15 protein-coding genes are annotated in these 18,558 nt (G+C 37.5%); all 15 read right to left on the reverse strand.

The genetic code is table 11. The annotated features are described in order from the left end of the window. Positions 1-23 precede the first annotated feature (23 nt). The 15 genes from PLX19_RS08730 to PLX19_RS08800 all read right to left on the reverse strand — a co-directional run bounded on the left by PLX19_RS08730 (position 24) and on the right by PLX19_RS08800 (position 18,552). On the reverse strand, positions 24-1,265 hold the full coding sequence (locus tag PLX19_RS08730; protein ID WP_272188132.1) for a M16 family metallopeptidase: 1,242 nt from the start codon (positions 1,263-1,265) through the stop codon (positions 24-26). Positions 1,266-1,353: 88 nt separating this feature from the next. Further along, the gene (locus PLX19_RS08735) at positions 1,354-2,253 is read right to left on the reverse strand and encodes a polysaccharide deacetylase family protein (RefSeq protein ID WP_334313759.1); all 900 of its coding nucleotides are present in this window, start codon (positions 2,251-2,253) and stop codon (positions 1,354-1,356) included. A 267-nt stretch (positions 2,254-2,520) separates the two neighbouring features. Next, positions 2,521-4,677 carry a polyribonucleotide nucleotidyltransferase gene (pnp, locus tag PLX19_RS08740; RefSeq protein WP_272188133.1) on the reverse strand — a complete coding sequence of 719 codons (2,157 nt, stop codon included), beginning with the start codon at positions 4,675-4,677 and terminating at the stop codon, positions 2,521-2,523. Between the two features lie 161 nt (positions 4,678-4,838). Next, a complete protein-coding gene (rpsO, locus tag PLX19_RS08745; protein WP_035428957.1) occupies positions 4,839-5,108 on the reverse strand; it encodes a 30S ribosomal protein S15 in 270 nt (89 codons plus the stop codon). A gap of 100 nt (positions 5,109-5,208) precedes the next feature. Then, the gene (gene ribF / locus PLX19_RS08750) at positions 5,209-6,180 is read right to left on the reverse strand and encodes a bifunctional riboflavin kinase/FAD synthetase (RefSeq protein ID WP_272188134.1); all 972 of its coding nucleotides are present in this window, start codon (positions 6,178-6,180) and stop codon (positions 5,209-5,211) included. 43 nt (positions 6,181-6,223) lie between these two features. Then, complete coding sequence (gene truB / locus PLX19_RS08755; protein WP_272188135.1) at positions 6,224-7,147, reverse strand: tRNA pseudouridine(55) synthase TruB; 924 nt, start codon at positions 7,145-7,147, stop codon at positions 6,224-6,226. A gap of 77 nt (positions 7,148-7,224) precedes the next feature. Next, complete coding sequence (gene rbfA, locus PLX19_RS08760; protein ID WP_035428960.1) at positions 7,225-7,581, reverse strand: 30S ribosome-binding factor RbfA; 357 nt, start codon at positions 7,579-7,581, stop codon at positions 7,225-7,227. A 15-nt stretch (positions 7,582-7,596) separates the two neighbouring features. Continuing rightward, entirely contained in the window at positions 7,597-7,878 is a 282-nt protein-coding gene (locus PLX19_RS08765; RefSeq protein ID WP_242219474.1) for a DUF503 domain-containing protein, read from the reverse strand. Next, a complete protein-coding gene (gene infB, locus PLX19_RS08770) occupies positions 7,875-9,941 on the reverse strand; it encodes a translation initiation factor IF-2 (RefSeq protein ID WP_272188136.1) in 2,067 nt (688 codons plus the stop codon). The genes PLX19_RS08765 and infB overlap by 4 nt, the downstream gene beginning before the upstream one ends. A 4-nt stretch (positions 9,942-9,945) precedes the next feature. After that, positions 9,946-10,257, reverse strand: coding sequence for a YlxQ family RNA-binding protein (locus PLX19_RS08775; RefSeq protein ID WP_272188137.1), 312 nt, complete (start codon positions 10,255-10,257; stop codon positions 9,946-9,948). Then, entirely contained in the window at positions 10,258-10,530 is a 273-nt protein-coding gene (gene rnpM / locus PLX19_RS08780) for an RNase P modulator RnpM (protein ID WP_020059150.1), read from the reverse strand. It abuts the gene before it with no gap. A gap of 11 nt (positions 10,531-10,541) precedes the next feature. Continuing rightward, positions 10,542-11,642: a transcription termination factor NusA gene (nusA, locus tag PLX19_RS08785; RefSeq protein WP_272188138.1), complete on the reverse strand. Its 1,101-nt coding sequence runs from the start codon at positions 11,640-11,642 to the stop codon at positions 10,542-10,544. Positions 11,643-11,659: 17 nt separating this feature from the next. Further along, positions 11,660-12,130 carry a ribosome maturation factor RimP gene (gene rimP, locus PLX19_RS08790; protein ID WP_272188139.1) on the reverse strand — a complete coding sequence of 157 codons (471 nt, stop codon included), beginning with the start codon at positions 12,128-12,130 and terminating at the stop codon, positions 11,660-11,662. A 340-nt stretch (positions 12,131-12,470) separates the two neighbouring features. After that, positions 12,471-16,772, reverse strand: a complete 4,302-nt coding sequence (locus tag PLX19_RS08795; RefSeq protein ID WP_272188140.1) for a PolC-type DNA polymerase III — start codon at positions 16,770-16,772, stop codon at positions 12,471-12,473. Between the two features lie 82 nt (positions 16,773-16,854). Next, positions 16,855-18,552, reverse strand: coding sequence for a proline--tRNA ligase (locus tag PLX19_RS08800; RefSeq protein WP_272188141.1), 1,698 nt, complete (start codon positions 18,550-18,552; stop codon positions 16,855-16,857). Positions 18,553-18,558: the final 6 nt, after the last annotated feature.

The following is an 18,558-nucleotide window of genomic DNA, read 5'->3' on the forward strand; positions in this document are numbered from 1 at the left end:
TCCCCACTGATGGAAGTTTCACTTTATTTTTTTATCCCTTTTGGAAGCTCTCCATTTGGACTAATCAGCGCCGCAGAAAACTCATCTGTGAACATATTACGAATCAATGTGTCTACATCTGCTTTTGTAACACTGTTTACACTTTCGATAATTTCATCTAAAGAACGGTGTTTTTTTAGAAGTAATTCATTTTTACCATTGCGGCTCATTCGGCTATTTGTACTTTCTAAACTTAACATAAGATTTCCTTTTAGTTGCTCTTTACTGTTAAGTAATTCTTTTTCTGTAATACCTGTATTTTTTAATGTATCAAGTGTTTGCTGAATTGTTTCGTACAACATATCTAGTTGCTGATTGCCCGTTCCTCCGTAAATTGTTAACATACCTGAATCTTCATAAGAAGAATGATACGAAAATACAGAGTATGCTAACCCGCGTTGCTCACGCACTTCTTGGAACAAACGACTACTCATACTGCCGCCTAGAATATTATTCAATACAATCAGATTATAAATACTTTCATCGCCCATCTGCAATCCTTTAAATCCTAAACATAAATGAGCTTGTTCTGTTTCTTTTTTGCGTGCTACTTTATTTGGATGAAATATAGGGTTATGTACTTGTTCACGATTTGTCGTTCCTTCATAACTTCCAAAATATTGTTCAACGATTTGAACGAATGATTCATCAATGTTACCAGCAATGGAAACAACGACATTTTCTGGCGTATAATGATCCTTCATATATTCACGAAGTGTATCGCCTGTAAACTTTTCAAGCGTTTGCTCTGTTCCTAAAATAGGATATGCGAGCGGGTGCGTCTCATACGTTGCTTTTGTTAACATATCATGTACAATATCATCTGGCGTATCTTCATACATTTTAATTTCTTCAAACACAACATTTTTTTCTTTTTTCAATTCTTCTTCAACAAACGTTGAATTAAAGAACATATCCGCTAAAATATCAAGTGCGTATTTCGCATGCTCATCTAACACTTTCGCATAGTAACATGTATATTCCTTTGATGTAAACGCATTAACTTGCCCGCCAATGCTGTCGAAGGATTCTGCAATTTCTCTAGCACTACGTGTTTTCGTCCCCTTAAAAAACATGTGTTCTAAAAAGTGAGAAATCCCATTATTTTTTTCGTTTTCATTTCGTGATCCCGCATGAATCCATACTCCAATTGCAACAGAACGTACTGTTGGAATATGTTCCATTACGATTCTTACTCCATTTTTACACGTATATTTTTTGATCAAAAGCCTTCCTCCTATTAACAATTTTTCTGTTAAAAGATTCTATTATATAATCATAACAAGTTTAAAGACGAATGTCATGCAAATGTGTTTAATCAATACGCTTTTCATCTACTAAAGCAGATACGTTGCCTACAGTATATCCTTTTTCTTTTAGCTTTGAAATCAATGCATCAAGCGATTCTGCCGAAGAAGAAGTTGGATGCATCAAAATAATGGCACCGGGATGTACTTTATTTAACACTCTCTGTAGTAATACGTGCGGTTCTGGATGCTTCCAATCAATTGTATCCACTGTCCACATAATTGTCCCCATGCGCAATTTTGCAGCAGCATGAACAACATCGTCACGAAAACTACCACTTGGTGGTGCAAACCAACGCACTTTTTGATTTGTTGCTGCTTCAATAACTTGATTCGTTTTTTGTAATTGTTCATGAATTGCAGATACCGACAAAGTTTTCATATCAGGATGCGTATACGAATGATTTCCCACTTCCTGGTCAGCATCTGCGATCATTTTTGCAAAACGTAAATTTTCTTTAACCCATCTTCCCTCTAGAAAAAAAGTTGCTTTCACATTATGCTTTTGCAGTACTTCTAACATTCGTGAAAGATATTCATTCCCCCAAGCAACATTAATGGTAAGTGCAATCATTTTTTTGCTCGGATTCCCCCTATAAATAGGTGCAGGTGATAGATCTCTTAAATGTACTTTTGGTGATACTTCTCGATATACCAATTGTTTCTCATCAAAACGTCCCCGCTTCTTCATGTTCTCATAAGAAGTTCGTATATCCACTTCTTTCCCATTATACCCTGGCGTCGCTTTCCACACTTTATCAATACATGCATCTTGCGCTGGAATCGCATACACTTTTGCTTTTTCTTCAATTTCCTCATACAAACGGTCTTTTGCATATGATATATTTGAAACATGCATAGCGGAGAACCATAATATAACTATAAGTAAAATAATGCGAATTTTCATAAAGCAACCTCCAGTAAAGTAAAACTCCCATCAGTCAAGGACCTTTCATTCGCTGACTAATAGTTAGTCTGATTTCCCTTCTATTCTTTTGATGTACACCTCGTTAAACTAAAATAGTCAACAGTTTCTTTCCTTATCATTGTTAATTTAAACGTTCTCATTAAAACTATACTCTGTTATATACAAAAAAACCTTGAGATATATCCCAAGGTTTTTTACATAATAAAAAAGCTAAGGGAATCCCTTAGCTTTTGCTTATTCTTATTCTTATTCTTGCTCTTGTTTTTGCTCTTGCTCTTGCTCTTGCTCTTGTTTTGCAGCTTCTTTTTCCTGCTCTTCTTTAAGCAATACTTTTCGAGATAAGTTTACACGACCTTGTTTATCGATTTCGATAACTTTTACTGAAATCTCATCACCGATTTTCACAACATCTTCTACTTTCCCTACACGTTCAAGTGCTAGTTCAGAAATATGAACAAGACCGTCTTTACCACTGAATAATTCAACGAAAGCACCAAATTTTTCAATTCGTTTTACTTTTCCTAAGTAAATTTCACCTACTTGCACTTCACGAACGATATCTTCGATAATTTTCTTCGCTTTTTCGTTCATCTCTTGATCAATAGATGAAATAAAGACTGTACCATCTTGTTCAATATCAATTTTCACGCCTGTTTCTTCGATAATCTTGTTAATTTGCTTTCCACTTGGCCCAATCACATCACGGATTTTGTCCGGATTGATTGTCATTGTAACAATCTTTGGAGCATATTTGGATAACTCTTTACGAGGTTCAGCAATAACAGATAACATATGATCTAAGATGTGCATGCGACCAAGCTTAGCTTGTTGCAATGCCTCTTCTAAAATTTCACGAGATAAACCTTCAATTTTAATATCCATTTGAAGTGCTGTTACACCTTTAGCTGTACCAGCTACTTTAAAGTCCATATCACCTAAGTGATCTTCCATACCTTGAATGTCTGTTAAAATTGTATAGTGTTCACCAGACTTCACAAGTCCCATTGCAATACCAGCAACTGGTGCTTTAAGCGGAACACCTGCATCCATCATCGCTAAAGTGCTACCGCAAATACTTGCTTGAGAAGTAGAACCATTTGATTCTAATACTTCCGATACAAGACGAACTGTATATGGAAAATCTTTTTCAGATGGGATAACAGGTTCAAGAGCACGTTCACCTAATGCACCGTGACCAATTTCACGACGTCCTGGTCCACGCATTGGTCTTGTTTCACCAACACTAAAGGATGGGAAATTATAATGATGCATGAAGCGTTTTGACTCTTCTACACCAAGACCATCTAAAATTTGCACATCGCCTAATGCACCTAATGTACAAATACTTAATGCTTGTGTTTGTCCACGTGTAAACAAACCAGAACCATGCGTACGAGATAAAATCCCTACTTCTGATGCTAAAGGACGAATTTCATCGCTTTTACGTCCATCTGGGCGGATTTTTTCAACTGTAATAAGACGACGTACTTCTTCTTTTACAATTTTATATAAGATTTCATTTACTTGTCCTAATGTTTCAGTATCAGCTTCTTGCGCCTCATAGTACTGGATAACACGTTTTTTCACTGCATTAATTGCATCTTCACGCGCATGTTTTTCATGCACTTGAATCGCTGCATGCATATCTTGCTCTGCCATTTCACGTACAGCTTGATCAAGCTCAGCGTTCACTTCATATAATTGAACTTCTGTTTTTTCTTTTCCAACTGCTTGTACAATCTCTTCTTGGAATGCGATCAAACGTATAATCTCTTCATGACCAAACATAATCGCTTCTAACATTGTCTCTTCAGGCACTTGGTCTGCACCAGCTTCTACCATGTTAATCGCATCTTTTGTTCCAGCAACAACAAGGTGAATATCACTCTTCTCTTGTTGTTCAACTGTTGGATTAATAATAAATTCACCATCAATACGACCAACTGTCGCACCAGCAATCGGACCTTCAAATGGAATATCCGAAATCGATAATGCTAATGAAGAACCAAGCATAGCTGCCATTTCTGAAGAACAATCTTGGTCTACACTCATAACAATGCTGACAACTTGTACTTCATTACGGAAACCATCAGCAAAAAGTGGACGAATTGGACGATCGATTAAACGACTCGCTAAAATCGCCTTCTCACTTGGACGACCTTCACGTTTAATAAAGCCACCTGGAATTTTCCCTACTGCATATAAACGTTCTTCATAGTTTACTGTTAGTGGGAAGAAATCTACACTTTTTGCCTCTTTTGATGCAGTTGCTGTAGATAGAACCGCTGTGTCGCCATATCTTACTAAAACTGCTCCGTTTGCTTGTTTTGCAAGCTGACCTGTTTCAATTGTTAGCTGGCGACCAGCCAAATCTATCGAGAAGACTTGCTTTTCCTGACTCATTTAAGTGCCCCTCTCAATTTAAAATATTCAATTCTTCTATGTAAATGGATAATATATCACAATATTCTTCCTCTAGTATTACCGAAAATACAGTAGGCTATCAAGAGTAGAAGATATATTTTTACCTAACAAAAAAGCGGGAATATTCCCGCTTTTTTTGACTATCGACGTAATCCAAGCTTTGTGATTAGTTCACGGTAGCGAGTGATGTCTTTGTTACGAAGGTAAGTAAGTAAGTTACGACGTTTACCAACCATCTTTAAAAGACCGCGACGTGAATGATGATCTTTCTTGTGAGTACGTAAGTGCTCATTTAGAGTGTTAATTTGCTCCGTTAGGACAGCAACTTGAACTTCTGGAGAACCAGTATCAGTCTCATGAGTTCTAAATTGTGCAATGATTTCATTTTTACGCTCTTGTGTTAAAGCCATCCTATTTCACCTCCTAAGTAATATATCCCCAGTTACCTAGCAAACGTCGGTGAGTCGTAATGCCAAGCAATGGTTATTGTAAAGTACATAAGATAGAATACTACTTTTCATTAGAAAAAGCAAGTATATTATTTGTATGGCTAAAATAATCTTCTGCCGTTCTCTTATCTTTTGCAATTTGTGCAACTAATTCATCAATTCCGTTAAACCTTTTTTCCTCACGAATGCGTATATGCCACTCTACAACAACAGACTCATCATATATATCGCGCTGAAATTCAAAAAGATGCACTTCAATAGAAAGCTGCTTTTCATTTTCCTTAAAAGTAGGTTTATATCCGATATTACATACACCTTCATGCCACTCATCATTCACGTTCATTCTAACAGCATATACACCAACAGGCGGCAAAAGATATTCATCACTTAAAGCCACATTAGCTGTTGGAAAGCCAATTTGACGTCCACGTTTATCTCCGTGCACAACCGTTCCTTCTACTGTATAAGCTCTACCTAAAATAGATGGAATTTGTTCCATTTCTCCATTTCGAATCAGTTTTCGTAATGCCGTGGAACTTACTTTTTCTTCTTGAAATTCAACTTTTTCGATCACGGTCTGTGTAAACTCCCCTCTTGCATGAAATGGTAAAGTTTCCATCGTCCCTTTTCCTAAACGTCCATATGAATAGTCAAAACCTGCTACTACATGCTTTACATTTAGCCCAATAATATATTCATCTACAAACTGTTGTGGCAGTAATCCAGCAAATGATTTATCGAATTTCACCACATATAACATATCAATCCCTAAATCTGCAATTACTTTTTCTTTAATAGATAACGGTGTAATATACTCAACATGCGCTTCTTTTTTCCCTAACACAACAGATGGGTGTGGATGAAATGTTATGACAGCACTTTTATATCCTCTTTCATCCGCTATTTTTTTTGCTGTTCGAATCACACGTTGATGCCCTAAATGAATACCATCAAAAAATCCTAATGCCATTACAGTAGATGGTAATTCTATTTTATTTTGTTCGTGTGGATGAGTTAAATGAATGAGTTTCACGCTTGAATTCACCTTTTTCTGTAATAATCCTTCCAATTATTAATTATAGCTGTAACTCTTGATTATTCACAAGTACTTTCATCGGTTTCAACATACCTTGATGTTTTGGGTGATGTTCATATATTGCTAAACAGTGTTCATTTTTATCAAAAACTGTAATGAACGGTGCTGTTATTTGTTCTTTATTCGGTAAAAACATACCATTCTTCACTTTTTCTGCTTGTTCCCTACTTACAATCATTTTTGGAAACTTACATAATGCTTCATCAATCGAAATGAAGATAGATTCCACTGTTCCATTTTGCACGTTTTGTTCAATCTCTTCAAATGATATGCAATCTTCTAATTTAAACTCTCCTGATGCTGTTCTTACAAGATCGGACATATGGGCCGGAAATCCAAGTTTTTCCCCAATCATCACAGCTAATGTTCTTACGTATGTTCCTTTACTACAAGTCACACGAAAACGGAAGGAAATTGTCTCTCCTTCAAATAATTCACGGTTATCAAGTAAAATAATTTCATGAATGGTAATTGTACGAACAGGACGCTCTACTTCTATTCCCGCCCTCGCATATTCGTACAGCTTCTTTCCATTTACTTTTACAGCTGAATACATTGGTGGTACTTGTTCAATTGTTCCCGTTAAGCCTGCTAATACAGATTCTACTTCCTCACGCGTAATAACACAATTGACATCTTGCTTTTCAACCACTTCTCCTGAAGCATCTTCTGTAGTGGTTGAAAATCCTAGCGTAACTTCCCCTTCGTACGTTTTTGTTTCACTCGTTAAAAATTGTGCAATTTTCGTAGCACGTCCTACACAAATTGGTAATACCCCTGTCACATCTGGATCTAAAGTCCCTGTGTGCCCTATACGTTTCTCTCTTAATATTTTTCTTAATTTAAATACACAATCATGTGATGTCAGCCCTTTTGGTTTATGTAATAATACTACACCTTCCATATATTCACCTCATCGTTATACTTTTGTACGCCGAACTTACTTCAGATTGAAAAAATGGATAGACAAATGTCTATCCATTATTCTTCACGTTTACCGTCTTTATTAATTTCATGTAAAAGTGTATCAATTCGATGACCGTATCCAATCGACTCATCAAATTCAAAGGAGATTTCAGGTGTTTTCCGAAGACGAATACGTTGTCCAATTTCGGAACGAATAAAGCCTTTTGCCTTCGCTAAACCTTTTAATGTATTTTCTTTCTGTTCTTCGTCTCCTAAAACAGAAATATATACTTTGGCAATCTGTAAATCCCCACTTACTTGCACATCTGTTACCGTCACAAAACCGATACGTGGATCTTTAATTTTGCGACTGATAATTTCGCCTAATTCTTTCTTCATTTGCTCGCCCACGCGATTTGCACGTAGCTTCATAACTAATCACCTCATTCAATACCATTCCAATTGTGTTATCGTACGTTCAATTTCAGGAAATGAATCAATGTAGGCAAGTACACGATTCATTTCTTTTTCGCAGATAACACGATTTGAGGATACGGAAACAATCGCAATTTCTGTACGTTGCCATACATCTTGATGCCCAACTTCTGAAACAGATACATTATAGCGCTGTTTCACACGAGTTAAAACACGCTGTAAAATTGCTCGTTTCTCTTTTAAAGAATGCACATCATAGACTATACATTCGAATGAGAGTGAAGCGATAATCATCGCTTCACTTCTTCCATAATGTACGCCTCAATGATGTCCCCTTCTTTAAGATCATTATATCTTTCAATTGTAATACCACACTCATAGTTTTGGGCAACTTCTTTTACGTCATCTTTGAAACGTTTTAACGTATCAAGTTGGCCTTCGAAAATAACTACGCCATCACGAATGATACGTACGCCGCTATCACGTGTGATTTTACCATCAGTTACATAACAGCCTGCAATTGTTCCAACTTTCGTTACTTTGAATGTTTGACGAACTTCCGCTTGACCGATTACTTTTTCTACAAATTCAGGATCTAGCATACCTTGCATTGCTGCTTCGATCTCTTCAATTACTTTATAAATAATACGGTGTAAACGAATATCAACGTTTTCTAATTCAGCTGTACGCTTCGCATTGACATCAGGACGTACGTTAAATCCGATTACAATTGCATTAGATGCAGAAGCTAAAATAATATCAGATTCTGTAATTGCACCTACGCCAGTATGGATGATTTTTACTTTTACGCCTTCAACATCAATTTTACGAAGTGATGCTGCCATTGCTTCCACAGAACCTTGTACGTCTGCTTTCACAATCAAGTTAATTTCTTTTACATCGCCTTCTTTAATTTGTTGGAATAAATCTTCAAGGCTTAATTTAGATTTTTCACCGCGCTGTGCAAGCAATGCTTGTTGTGCACGTTCTTCACCGATTTGACGCGCTTTCTTCTCATCGGCAAATGCCATGAAGCGGTCTCCTGCTTGTGGTACTTCATTTAAACCTGTAATCTCAACAGGAGTAGATGGACCAGCAACTTTTACACGACGACCAATATCGTTTACCATCGCTCGAACACGGCCGAATGATGTACCAACAACGATTGGGTCTCCTACTCGAAGTGTACCGTTTTGAACAAGTAATGTCGCAATTGTTCCTTTACCTTTATCAAGCTGTGCTTCGATTACTGTACCAGTTGCATAGCGATTTGGATTTGCCTTATATTCTTCTACTTCACTTACAAGAAGAATCATTTCTAACAAGTTGTCAATTCCTTCACCTTTAATAGCTGCGATTGGTACGAAAATTGTATCGCCGCCCCAAGCTTCTGGAACTAATTCGTACTCAGTTAACTCTTGCATTACACGGTCTGGATTTGCTGATGGTTTATCCATTTTATTCACAGCAACGATAATTGGTACTCCAGCTGCTTTCGCATGGTTAATTGCTTCAACTGTTTGTGGCATAACACCGTCATCAGCTGCTACAACTAGAATTGTAATATCCGTAACTTGCGCACCGCGTGCACGCATTGTTGTAAATGCTGCGTGACCTGGTGTATCTAGGAATGTAATTTTTTTGTCATTTACTTCGACTTGGTATGCACCGATATGCTGCGTAATTCCGCCCGCTTCACCAGCAGTTACTTTTGAATTACGAATAGAGTCAAGTAATGTTGTTTTACCATGGTCAACGTGTCCCATAATTGTAACGACAGCTGGACGTTCTTTTAAGTTTTCTTCATCGTCTTGCTCGTCCATAAACGTTTCAAATTCTGTTTCACTAACAATTACTTCTTCTTCCACTTCAATACCGTAATCACTAGCAATTAGCTCAATTGTATCTTTATCTAAATCTTGGTTAATTGTTGCCATGATTCCAAGCATAAAGAGCTTTTTAATAATTTCAGACGGCTCTTTGCCTAATTTTTTCGCAAGTTCACTTACTGAAAGCGTGCCAGAGAAAGTAATTTTGTCTGGTGTTTCTACTACTTGCGTTTGTTGTCTTCCAGCAAAGTTTTCTTGACGTTTGTCTTGATTTCCTTTGCCTTTTTTCTTATTCTTATTGCTGTTCTTTTTGCTGCGAACAACTTTTTCCTCTACTTCAAACTCATCTGCAACAGAAGGTTTTTCTGTTCCATCATTATATTGATTATCTAACTTGTTTACTACTTCATCATCTAACATCGCCATATGATTAGAAACCTCTATATTCATTTCTTTTAGTTTTGTAATAATATCCTTACTTGAGATATTGCGTTTTTTTGCATATTCATATACTCGAATTTTACTCATACCTTCACCCCCGGTAAGTTGTATCGAGCATGCTAAGCAGCTTCTTAGCAAAGCCGTCATCTAACACCGCTACAACGACTCGTTCTTCTCTCCCAATCGCATGCCCTAATTCTTGTCGATTTTCGACCTTTCTCATTGGTACGTTGTAGAACGTTGTTTTGTCCGTAATGCGCTTTGTTGTATTTGCTGACGCATCTTCAGAAAGCAATACGAGCTTTGCTTTACCACTTCGAACTTCTTTTAAAACAAGTTCTTCACCCGATATAATCTTTCGGGCCCGATTAGCCAGCCCTAAAAACGATTTCCAATTGGACACTTACTTCGACTCCTTCTCAACAAGCTCGATTAGCTCTTCATAAAGAGAGTCATCAATTTTCGCTTTTAGGTGATGTTCCAAAACATTTTTCTTTTTCGCTTGAGAAATGCATTCTTTATCTTTTGACAAATATGCACCGCGTCCTGATTGTTTACCTGTTAAATCAATTGACACGACTCCCTCTTTGGAACGAACAATGCGAATGAGCTCGCGTTTTGATTTCATCTCTTGTGTTACCACACATTTTCGTAACGGAACTTTTCGATTGCTCATGTTCATCACCTCTATTCGATTTCATCTTCAGCAGAATCGAATGCGATCATCATATCTTCTTCTGTTAAAAGTCCTAGTTGTTTCGCATCAGACTCGCTTTTAATATCAATTTTCCAATTTGTTAATTTTGCTGCAAGTCGCGCATTTTGTCCACGTTTACCAATTGCTAAGGAAAGCTGATGATCTGGAACAATTACAGTAGTTGCTTTTTCTTCTTCGTTTACAAGCACTTTTACAACTTGTGATGGACTCAGTGCATTTGCTACATATTCAACAGGATCATCTGACCAACGAACAATATCAATCTTTTCACCCTTTAGTTCATCTACGATGCGTTGTACACGTTGTCCTTTCGGTCCTACACAAGAACCTACTGGATCTACATCTACATTTTCAGAGTAGACAGAGATTTTTGAGCGATCTCCTGCTTCACGTGCTACAGAACGAATTTCTACAGTTCCATCATAAATTTCTGGTACTTCAATTTCAAACAAACGCTTTAAAAGACCTGGATGCGTACGTGATACATAAATTTGCGGTCCTTTTGTTGTTTTCTCTACTTTTGTAATGAAAACACGGATGCGATCATGAGGTTTGTACTGTTCATTTGGCATTTGCTCGCTTACTGGTAAAAGTGCTTCTACTTTCCCTAAACTTACATAAATAAAGCGAGCATCTTGGCGTTGTACAATACCAACCATAATGTCTTCTTCACGGTCGCTGAACTCAGAATAAATCACGCCACGTTCAGCTTCACGTACTCGCTGCGTTACAACTTGTTTTGCTGTTTGCGCTGCAATACGGCCGAAATCTTTTGGCGTTACTTCAATCTCTAATACATCGCCCTCTTGGTAGTTTGGATTAATATGTCTTGCCTTTTCAACAGAAATTTCAAGACGTGGGTCAAATACACTTTCCACTACATCCTTACGTGCTAATACTTGAATAGTACCAACTTCAGGATTGAAGCTAACGCGAACATTTTGCGCTTGGTTGAAATTTCGTTTGTAAGCAGAAATTAAAGCTGCTTCAATAGCATCAATAATAATATCTTTGCTAATACCTTTTTCTTGTTCTAATACGAGCAAAGCATCTAACAACTCAGTGCTCATGAAGATCCCCCTTCTTACTAAAACGTAACTGCAAGTCGCGCATTGGCAACTTTATCCATTGGAATTTGGATTTCTTTTTTACGTGTTTTAATTGTTAATAGTAATGTGATTGTTGTTCCATCATATGCAAGTAGTTTGCCTTCAAACATTTTCTCACCATCAATTGGCTCGTATGTTTTAATTGCGACTTGTTTGTCTACTGCTTGGTGGAAATCTTTTTCTTTCTTTAATGGACGCTCCGCTCCTGGAGAGGATACATCTAAAAAGTAAAGATGAGGAATTGGATCCTCTTTATCTAAAGCTTCACTTAACCGCTCACTTACCGCACCACATTCCTCAATATCTACTCCTGTATCAGAGTCAATGGCTACGCGTAAAAACCAATCTTTTCCTTCTTTCACATACTCTACATCTACAAGCTCAAGACCAAGCTCTTCGACAATTGGCTGCGCAAGTGCTTCAACAGCTTCTGTAACTTTCTTATCCATAAACAGCCTCCTTTCTGCCGCCATGTAACAGTTGAAAGACTTCATCCTGCGTACTTTTAACCAATGCAGTTTGTATATTCTTTCTCGTTAGCTAACAAAAGCCCCTGCTAATAAGCAGGGAATATCTGTCTTAGTATTACCAAATTTAAGAAGTAAAACTTGTAACAAAATATGTATATACGACAGAAACGTCTACGTAAATTTTAGACGCAGAAACGTAGATAGTAAAACGAAAGAGTGGGTTTCCCCACTCTTTTTTCCACAAAATATACACGACATGGTTATCTCGCTATCAAGTATAGCATAGTAACCATTGTTTTGCAAAGACTTTTCCTGCCTATTAGAACAACGATAACTGGTTTTGATCTGGTAGATCTCCTAGACAGCCCTGGCTATCTAAATACTCAATAATTGTTTTGGAAATCTTACTGCGCTGTTGTAAATCTTCTTTTGATAAAAACTCGCCATTTTCACGTGCTGCTACAATGTTTAATGCAGCATTTGTACCAAGACCAGGTATTGCATTAAACGGTGGAATCAATGTATTCCCATCAATAATGAAATCTGTTGCACTAGAGCGATATAAATCAACTTTTTGGAATGAATAACCACGTTCACACATTTCGAGTGTCATTTCTAATACTGTTAGTAAACTTTTTTCTTTTGGCGAAGCATCTAATCCCTTTTGCGTAATTTCATCAATTTTAGTACGAATAGTTGCTGAGCCTTTTACCATCGCATCTACATCAAAATCATCGGCACGAACAGTAAAGTATGCTGCGTAGAATAAAAGCGCAAAATGCACTTTAAAATAGGCAATGCGCACTGCCATGAGTACATATGCTGCTGCATGCGCCTTTGGGAACATATACTTAATCTTTTTACATGAATCAATATACCATCCCGGCACATTATTATTACGCATCTCCTCTTCCCACTCTAGAGGTACACCTTTCCCTTTACGTACAGATTCCATAATTTTAAACGCTAAAGATGGTTCTAAACCTTGGTAAATTAAATACACCATAATGTCATCACGACAACCGATTACTTCACTCAGTGTACATGTGCCATCATAAATGAGTTCATTTGCATTTCCAAGCCATACATCTGTACCGTGAGATAGTCCAGAAATTTGGACAAGCTCTGAGAATGTCGTCGGCTTCGTTTCCTCTAACATTTGGCGAACGAATTTTGTACCAAATTCCGGGATACCAAGTGTACCTGTTTTACAGTTAATTTGTTCTTCTGTTACGCCAAGTGATTCTGTACCTGAGAAAATTTTCATTACTTCTGGATCATCTGTTGGAATCGTCTTCGGATCAACTCCACTTAAATCTTGAAGCATACGAATCACTGTCGGATCATCGTGTCCAAGTATATCAAGTTTTAATAAGTTATCATGAATAGAATGGAAATCAAAATGTGTCGTTCGCCATTCTGCCTCTAAAGAATCTGCTGGATATTGAATCGGTGTAAAATCAAAGACATCCATGTAATCCGGCACTACGATAATACCACCTGGATGTTGCCCTGTCGTTCTCTTAACACCAGTACATCCTGATACAAGACGATCTACCTCTGCCCCTCGTATCGTTAAATTATGGTCTGAAGCATAGCCTTTCACATATCCATACGCAGTCTTTTCGGCAACAGTACCTATTGTTCCAGCACGATATACATTATCTTCACCGAACAGTACTTTCGTATAGTTATGGGCACGTGGTTGGTATTCTCCTGAGAAGTTCAAATCAATATCCGGAACTTTATCTCCTTTAAAACCAAGAAACGTTTCGAACGGAATATCATGACCATCTTTTTTATATGCAGTTCCACAACTTGGACAATCTTTATCAGGTAAATCAAATCCAGAACCGACCGAGCCATCATTAAAGAACTGCGATTGCTTACAATTTGGACAAACATAATGCGGCGGTAAAGGGTTTACCTCTGTAATTTCCATCATTGTCGCAACAAATGATGAACCAACTGAACCACGTGAACCAACAAGATAGCCATCGATAAGTGATTTTTTTACAAGTTTATGAGAAATCAAGTAAATAACAGCAAATCCATGTCCAATAATACTTTTCAATTCTTTTTCCAAGCGGGCTTCTACAATTTCTGGAAGTTCATCTCCGTAAATACTCCGAGCCATTACGTAACTCATATCCCGCGTTTCATCATCTGCACCTTCAATTTTTGGCGTGTAAAGATCATCTTTTACAGGCTTTACTTCCCCAATCATCGATGCGACTTTTTGTGTATTTGTTACAACAATTTCTTTTGCTTTCTCTTCACCTAGGAAAGAGAAGCATTCTAACATTTCATCTGTTGTTCGGAAATACACAGGCGGCAATGAATGACGATTCAATGGATTCGCTCCGCCTTGCGAACTCACTAAAATTTTTCTATACATTGCATCTTCTGGATTTAAATAATGAACATTTCCAGTTCCTACAACAGGCTTATCTAACGTTTCACCTAACTTTACTAAGTTAGAAATAATTGTTTTTAATTGACCTTCATCACGAACAAGCTCAAGCTCTACCAAATGTCGTAACACTTCTGGAGGCATTACCTCAATGTAATCATAAAACTGAGCAATTTCCTCCACTTCTTCTGGTGCCTTTTGCATCATCGCTTCAAATACTTCACCTTTATCGCAAGCCGTACCAACTAAAATACCTTCGCGATACTTCTTTAATAAAGAACGCGGAATACGCGGGACACGATAAAAATATTGAAGATGCGCGTAAGAAACAAGTTTATATAAATTTTTCAATCCTTCATCTGACGTTGCAAGAAGTGTCACATGACTTGGACGTCCACGTTTATACGCATCTCCTTGTCCCATACTGTCATTTAACTGATCATGATATTCATAGCCTTTTTCAATCACATTCTTGAGCATTTTCACAAGCAAATAGCCTGTTGCTTCTGTATCATAAATCGCACGGTGATGTTGTGTTAATTCGATATCAAGCTTTTTACATAACGTATTTAAACGATGGTTTTTCATCTCTGGAAATAAAAAACGAGCCAATTCTAACGTATCAATAACTGGATTTTTCGTTTTTTCTAATCCGCTTTTCTTAAATCCAACGTTTAAAAATCCCATATCAAAGCTTGCATTATGGGCGACAAGTGTATGATTACCCATCCAATGTTCAAACTTTTTAAATACTTCTTCTACCTCTGGGGCATCCGTTAGCATATCATCTGTAATACCTGTTAATTCAATGATTGTTGCTGATAATGGCTGATGTGGATTTGCAAACGATTCAAAACGATCGATAATTTCTCCACCTTTTACTTTTACTGCAGCAAGCTCGATAACTGTATCATATACAGCTGATAATCCAGTTGTCTCAACGTCAAATACAACATATGTTTCGTCTGCAAGTAATCGATGCTCCTCATTATAAGCAATTGGCACACCGTCATTCACAAGGTTTGCTTCTACGCCAAAAATCACTTTAATTCCTGCTTTTTTTCCTGCAGAATACGCTTCAGGAAAAGCCTGTGCAACAGCATGATCTGTTACTGCTACCGCTTCATGTCCCCATTTTGCCGCTTGGCTCACAAGTGTAGATACAGAAGTTACAGCATCCATTTGGCTCATCGGTGTATGCATATGAAGCTCTACCCTTTTTTCTCCTTCTGGTGCTTTATCTTTTCGGGACGGGCCTGTTATTTCATTAATATCATTTGCAATCATAACCAAGTCTCGAACGAACGTGTCATTTTGAACGGATCCGCGTGCTTTCACCCACATTCCTTTTTTCAATGATTGTAAGAGCGGAATATCCTCTTTATCGCGTGAAAACATTTTAATCATAATGGAATCGGTGTAATCCGTTATTTTTAATGTCAATAATGTACGTCCACTACGAAGTTCTTTTGTTTCCACATGGAAGACATAACCTTGAACAGTTTTTCTTCTTTCTTCATCTTGAATTTCACGAAGTGGTGTAATCTCCTCATCAGGCTTAATAAGATAACCAAGTACAATCGGCCCTTCGTGTACAACATCACTTTCTTCCGCTTGTTTCTTGGCCATTTCTTCCATGGCTTGTATAACGCGCTGACGATCCTCTTGCTGTGTTTGTTCACGAAACTTCTGAACTTCCTCTTCATTTTGTTTTATATTTGTTTCTAGCTGAAAACGAGGAAATCCAAAAACTTCATATTGATCTCCGACTGGCTTCGCAAGATTTTTCTTTAGCGCAGTAGATTCTAAATCATTATTCACATCAAGTAACAACTTCACTCCGTTTACATGCGGAAGTTGCTTTTTTAAATATGCAAACATAGGTGAGAAAGTAATTCGATCTGTACAGAGCGGCCAATACGCCTTGACCTCTTCTTCCGTAAATTGCTTATTCTCTGTTTCTAGTGAAAATGATGTTTTTGCAATATGAGAAAATGACTGCTTAAGCTGTGTTTCAAGCAATTCATATAATTCTGTTGGTAAAATACGTGGTACTTGTAAATCAAAATGCCAACTCTTATTTGCTTTATCAACAACTAACCTTTGAATGCCACCACCTTGTAAATATTGATTGATAAGGTCTTCAGGCATTTGTAACTGCTCAAGCAAAATTTGAAATCGCTCTTGTTGTTCGTTTGTTAATGACATAAGCAACCTCCTTCCATCTGCTATTATAAATTGAAACGTTCCACAAAGAAAGAGAAGGTACCTCATCACGAGGTACCTCTTCTTATTTTAAAATATTTGCAATGTATGTGTGAAGTTCTTCGACTTTCACTTCTGCAGATTCATTTGTTGCACGTACTTTTACTTCAACAATACCTTCATCTGCTTTTTTACCAACTGTTACTCGGACTGGAAGACCAAATAGATCTGCATCAGCAAATTTTACACCGGCACGCTCTGCACGATCATCTAATAACACTTCATATCCGTGCTCTTTTAACGAACTGTATATATTTTCGCCCACTTCACGCTGTGCATCTGATTTCATATTTACTGGAATCACGTGTACATGGAATGGTGCAACTGCTTTTGGCCATACTAAACCATTCTCATCATTAAATTGCTCAGCAATAGCCGCAACTGTACGAGATACACCAATTCCGTAGCAGCCCATAATGATTGGCTGTGTTTTACCGTTTTCATCTAAGAACGTTGCATTCATTGATTCACTATAACGAGTGCCAAGCTTAAATACATGTCCCACTTCAATACCACGAGCAAAACGAATTGTTCCCTCGCCGTCTGGAGAAAGGTCCCCTTCTTGGATAAAACGTAAATCTGTATATTGGCTTACTTTAAAGTCACGTTCTGGATTAACATTCACATAATGAAATCCTTCTTCATTTGCTCCGCAGCATCCATTTACGATAGCTTGCACTGCATGATCAGCAATGATTTCCACTTCTGCTGTGCCAATTGGGCCTAAAGAACCTACTTCACAGTTTAACAATTCTTTTACTTCTTCATGTGTTGCAAGTTCAACAACAGAAGCACCGTATAAATTTTTCAACTTAATATCGTTTACTTCATGATCTCCGCGAACAAGAGCAACAATAAACTTCTCGTCTACTTTAAAGACCATAGACTTAATACAATTTGTTGCTTCAATATTTAAGAACGCACATACTTCTTCAATTGCTTTTTGATTTGGCGTAGCTACTTTTTCAAGCGACTTTTCTTGCTTCTCACTCTTCTCATAAGTAGAAAGAACAGGTGCCATCTCAATATTTGCAGCATAGTCAGATGTATCAGAATATGCAATTGTATCTTCTCCTACATCTGATAATACCATAAATTCATGTGTATCTTTTCCGCCCATCGCTCCAGAATCTGCGATAACAGCACGGAAATTTAAGCCGCAACGTGTGAAAATATTAGAGTACGCTTGGAACAGACGGTTATATACTTCATCTAAACTCTCTTGCGTTGCGTGGAAAGAATATGCATCCTTCATTAAAAATTCTCTTCCGCGCAACAAACCAAAACGAGGTCTTTGCTCATCGCGGAATTTTGTTTGAATTTGATAAAGTGTCAAAGGTAACTTCTTATATGACTTAATTTCGTCGCGGACAAGATCCGTAATCACCTCTTCATGCGTTGCTCCTAAAGCAAACTCACGATTATTACGATCATTCATACGCATTAATTCTGAACCATATGAGTACCAGCGTCCAGATTCTTGCCATAATTCAGCTGCTTGAAGAGCTGGCATTAGCAATTCTACAGCACCAGCTTTCTCCATTTCTTCACGAACAATACGTTCTACTTTATGCAGCACTTTCAGACCAAGCGGTAAAAAACTATATATGCCTGAAGCGTTTTGACGCATAAATCCTGCGCGCAATAGAAGCTGATGACTTTTTATTTCCGCATCAGCTGGCACTTCACGCAGTGTAGGACTAAATATCATACTTTGTTTCATTCTATA

Origin of the sequence: Bacillus sp. BP-3, assembly GCF_028401955.1 — a bacterium.
Taxonomy (GTDB): domain Bacteria; phylum Bacillota; class Bacilli; order Bacillales; family Bacillaceae_G; genus Bacillus_A.

Coding starts and splice junctions, on each gene's coding strand:
- rbfA (WP_035428960.1), bottom strand. CDS start 7,581: ATGAAGCTACGTGCAAATCGCGTGGGCGAGCAAATGAAGAAAGAATTA.
- rimP (WP_272188139.1), bottom strand. CDS start 12,130: ATGGATAAGAAAGTTACAGAAGCTGTTGAAGCACTTGCGCAGCCAATT.
- PLX19_RS08765 (WP_242219474.1), bottom strand. CDS start 7,878: ATGATTATCGCTTCACTCTCATTCGAATGTATAGTCTATGATGTGCAT.
- PLX19_RS08800 (WP_272188141.1), bottom strand. CDS start 18,552: ATGAAACAAAGTATGATATTTAGTCCTACACTGCGTGAAGTGCCAGCT.
- infB (WP_272188136.1), bottom strand. CDS start 9,941: ATGAGTAAAATTCGAGTATATGAATATGCAAAAAAACGCAATATCTCA.
- nusA (WP_272188138.1), bottom strand. CDS start 11,642: ATGAGCACTGAGTTGTTAGATGCTTTGCTCGTATTAGAACAAGAAAAA.
- rpsO (WP_035428957.1), bottom strand. CDS start 5,108: ATGGCTTTAACACAAGAGCGTAAAAATGAAATCATTGCACAATTTAGA.
- PLX19_RS08795 (WP_272188140.1), bottom strand. CDS start 16,772: ATGTCATTAACAAACGAACAACAAGAGCGATTTCAAATTTTGCTTGAG.
- PLX19_RS08735 (WP_334313759.1), bottom strand. CDS start 2,253: ATGAAAATTCGCATTATTTTACTTATAGTTATATTATGGTTCTCCGCT.
- rnpM (WP_020059150.1), bottom strand. CDS start 10,530: ATGAGCAATCGAAAAGTTCCGTTACGAAAATGTGTGGTAACACAAGAG.
- truB (WP_272188135.1), bottom strand. CDS start 7,147: ATGGAAGGTGTAGTATTATTACATAAACCAAAAGGGCTGACATCACAT.
- pnp (WP_272188133.1), bottom strand. CDS start 4,677: ATGAGTCAGGAAAAGCAAGTCTTCTCGATAGATTTGGCTGGTCGCCAG.